Origin of the sequence: Deinococcus pimensis DSM 21231 (assembly GCF_000519345.1) — a bacterium.
Classification (GTDB): Bacteria; Deinococcota; Deinococci; order Deinococcales; family Deinococcaceae; genus Deinococcus_A; species Deinococcus_A pimensis.
Map to the genome: position 1 here is coordinate 5,760 of NZ_KI912659.1, position 3,428 is coordinate 9,187.

General features: G+C 69.5%; 3 protein-coding genes and 1 tRNA gene. 1 reads left to right on the forward strand and 3 read right to left on the reverse strand.

The window, feature by feature from the left end:
• The 3 genes from DEIPI_RS0116855 to DEIPI_RS0116865 form a co-directional block, all read right to left on the reverse strand.
• Positions 1-476 (reverse strand): HD domain-containing protein (locus tag DEIPI_RS0116855; protein WP_027482535.1); only part of this gene is annotated, 476 nt, incomplete at its 3' end.
• 44 nt (positions 477-520) lie between these two features.
• Positions 521-1,522 (reverse strand): thioredoxin-disulfide reductase, encoded by a 1,002-nt coding sequence (trxB, locus tag DEIPI_RS32065; protein ID WP_045234570.1) that lies wholly within the window; start codon positions 1,520-1,522, stop codon positions 521-523.
• 129 nt (positions 1,523-1,651) lie between these two features.
• Positions 1,652-1,725: transfer RNA gene (locus tag DEIPI_RS0116865), tRNA-Gln, on the reverse strand.
• Between the two features lie 211 nt (positions 1,726-1,936).
• Here DEIPI_RS0116865 and DEIPI_RS0116870 point away from each other — a divergent pair.
• Positions 1,937-3,428: 30S ribosomal protein S1 (locus DEIPI_RS0116870; protein ID WP_027482536.1), on the forward strand; the 1,492-nt coding region annotated here is incomplete at its 3' end.

A 3,428-nucleotide genomic window follows, 5' to 3' on the forward strand; every position in this document is an offset into this window, starting at 1 on the left:
AGCAGGGCCGCCTCGGCGTCGCCGCCCCACGCGTGGTGCCGCTCGACGAGATCGGCGACGCGTCCCCGCGCGCCCGCCTCGCGCAGGAGGCGGGCGCCGATCTCCGGGTGACGGGCGCGGACACGCAGCGCGCCGCCGGGCAGGACGCGGCACAGGCGTTCCGGGACGAGCCCGACGAGGACGCGCTCGACGACGCGGTAGCGGCGGACGCTCTTGCCCGCGTCGTGCAGCAGGGCCGCCGCGACGAGCTCGGGGGACGCGCCGGGGTGGTCGCCGAGGAGGTGGCGGGCCACGCGGACGGCGTGCTCGCGGTCGCGCGGGTCCATTCGGAGGTACACGCCGCGCTCGCCGGGGGTGAGGCGGGCGGCGGCCCAGGCGTCGTCGGGGCGGGCCTGACGGGCGTCGAGGCTGCGCGCGAGCCGGAGCGCGCGTCCGAGGAGGAGGCGCGGCAGGGAGGTCCGGGAGGATCGGGTCATGAGGAAGGCCGCCCCGCGCGCGGGGCGGCCTCACCATAGCGCGCCTAGCCTCGCGTGGCCGCCACGGACGTCTCGGCGGTGGCGCCGGGAACGCTGGAGGCGCCCTCGGTGAGCTCGCGCTCGGCGAGCCAGCGTTCGGCGCTCATCGCGGCGCGCGTGCCCGCCCCGACGCTGGTGGCGAGCTGACGGTACACGCTGTCGCTGACGTCGCCCGCCGCGAACACGCCCTCGGTGCTGGTGAGGATCTCGTCGTGGACGTCGACGTACCCGTCGTCGCGGAGCTTCACGACGTCCCCGAGGAAGTCCGTGTTCGGCACGTGTCCGATGAAGACGAACACGCCGTCGGTGGGGTGGTCGTAGCTCTCCCCCGTCTTGAGGTCGCGCAGCCGCACGCCTCGCACGAGACCGTCGTCGCCGCCGAGCACCTCGTCGACGACGGTGTCCCACACGAAGCGCATCTTCGGGTTGGCGAAGGCGCGCGCCTGCGCGACCTTGTTGGCGCGCAGCGAGTCGCGGCGGTGGATCAGCGTGACGGTCTCGGCGAACTTCGTGAGGAAGAGGCCCTCCTCGACGGCGGCGTCCCCGCCGCCGATCACGACGACGTGCTTGCCGCGGTAGAAGAAGCCGTCGCAGGTGGCGCAGGTGCTGACGCCGCGGCCCCAGAAGAGGTCCTCGCCGGTGACGCCGAGCCGCTTGGGGTTGGCGCCGGTGGCGATGATGACGGCGCGCGCCTCGTAGGTGGCCTCGTAGCCCTTGATCAGGAAGCGGTCACCCTGTCTGGTGATGGTCTCGACCTCGTCCATCTCGAGGCGGGCGCCGAACTTCTCGGCCTGCTGGACCATGCGCTGGCTGAGCTCCATGCCGCTGATGGGGTCGGGGAAGCCGGGGTAGTTCTCGACCTCCTCGGTCTGGGCGATCTGGCCGCCGGGCTGGCCCTTCTCGAGGACGAGGGTGCGGAGGTTGGCGCGGCCGGTGTAGATGGCGCTGGTGAGTCCGGCGGGGCCGCCGCCCACGATGACCACGTCGTACTGCGTCTGTGCCGTCATGAACGTAGGTTAACAGGGTTGGGGCGCCGGGATGGTTCCACAAGCACTTTACTTTTCATAGCGCGAGGTCCGCGAGGAAGCAGGAACCAAAAGGAAGCTCGGCGGACCCGAAGGTCCGCCGAGCTCATCTGGCTGGGGCACAAGGATTCGAACCTTGATTGACGGTGCCAGAAACCGTAGTCCTGCCGTTAGACGATGCCCCACCACTGTGGTCGCCTGCCCCCTCGGCTCGCCTCGGGTCTCAGCGGAAGGAAGTATAGCGGCGCCTTCCCGACTCGTCAAGTGCGGCCTGGCGCCGGAGCTGCGCCCACGGTTGTGCCCGGTCCAGAAATTCGCGCTTGTGAAGGCACGCTCTGCGGTGTTACAATGAGATGTTGCCTCGCGCATGCGCGAGCTACAGGAGGATTTCAGTTGATGGAAGACCAGGCTACCCCGACCCCCGCCGCCGAAGGCGGGGCCCCTCAGCCCGAGCAGACCAGCACGGGCACGACCAGCACTCCCACTCCTACGGTGAACACCCGCGCGCAGGCCGAGGAGACCGAATACCCGGCCATGACCATGGAGGACGTCCTCGCCGCCGAGAACGTCCCCGGCGTGCGTGAGGTCAACCGCGGCGACGTGGTCGAGGGCACGGTCGTGTTCATCGGGAACGAGGGCATCGCCGTGGATGTCGGCGCGAAGGTGGAGGGTGTCATTCCCTTCTCCCAGATCGCCGACGAGCCGATCACGATGGAGCAGGCCCAGGCGATGTTCAAGCCGGGGGACAAGGTCGAGGCGTACGTCGTGCGCGCCGACATTCCCAACGGCGTGATCGTGCTCAGCAAGAAGCGCGCCGATCAGGACAAGGGCTGGCGCGTGCTGGCCGACCTGCAGACCCGTGACGAAGCCTTCGAGGTGGACATCACCGAGAAGGTCCGCGGCGGTCTCGTCGCCCAGATCGAGGGCATCCGCGCGTTCCTGCCCGCCTCGCAGGTGGACACGCGCCGCGTGAACGACCTCGACCCGTACGTCGGCAAGCCCTTGCGCGTGAAGCTCATCGAGCTCAACCGCAAGCGCAACCGCGTGATCATCTCGCACCGCGCGATCCTCGAGGCCAAGAAGGCCGAGGCCCGCGAGGAGACCATGCACCGCCTCGCGCCCGGCGAGGTCTTCGAGGGCGAAGTCGTCGAGATCACCGATTTCGGCGTGTTCGTCAACCTCGGCGGCATCGACGGTCTCGTGCACCGCAGCGAGCTCACCTACGGCCGCTTCAACCACCCCCGCGACGTCGTCAAGGTCGGTGACAAGGTCCAGGTCCAGGTCATCGACGTGGACGGCGAGCGCGAGCGCATCAACCTCTCGATGAAGAGCCTGTCCAACGACCCGTGGCAGAGCGCCGTCGAGAAGTACGCGATCGGCCAGCGCGTCAGCGGCAAGGTCACCAACCTGACCAACTTCGGCGCGTTCGTGGAGATCGAGGCGGGCCTCGAAGGCCTCGTGCACGTCTCCGAGATGAGCTGGACGAAGCGCGTCCGCCACCCCAACGAACTCCTCAAGGAGGGCGACGAGGTGGAGGCGGTCATCCTGCGCATCGACCCGAAGGAGCGCCGCATCTCCCTCGGTCTTCGCCAGACCAGCGAAGATCCGTGGAGCGCCCTCCCCGACCGCTACCCGCCCGGCACGCCGGTCAAGGGCAAGGTCACGGGCATCACGGACTTCGGCGTGTTCATGGAGATCGAGGAAGGCATCGAAGGCCTCATCCACATCTCCGAGCTCGCGCTCGAACGCGTCAACAACCCCGCCGACCTCTTCAAGAAGGGCGACGAGATCGAGGCCGTGATCCTCAACATCGACCCCGTGGAGCAGCGCGCGAGCCTCTCGCGTCGCCGCGCCCTCGGCGGCGCCCCCAGCGGCCGTGGCGACTTCG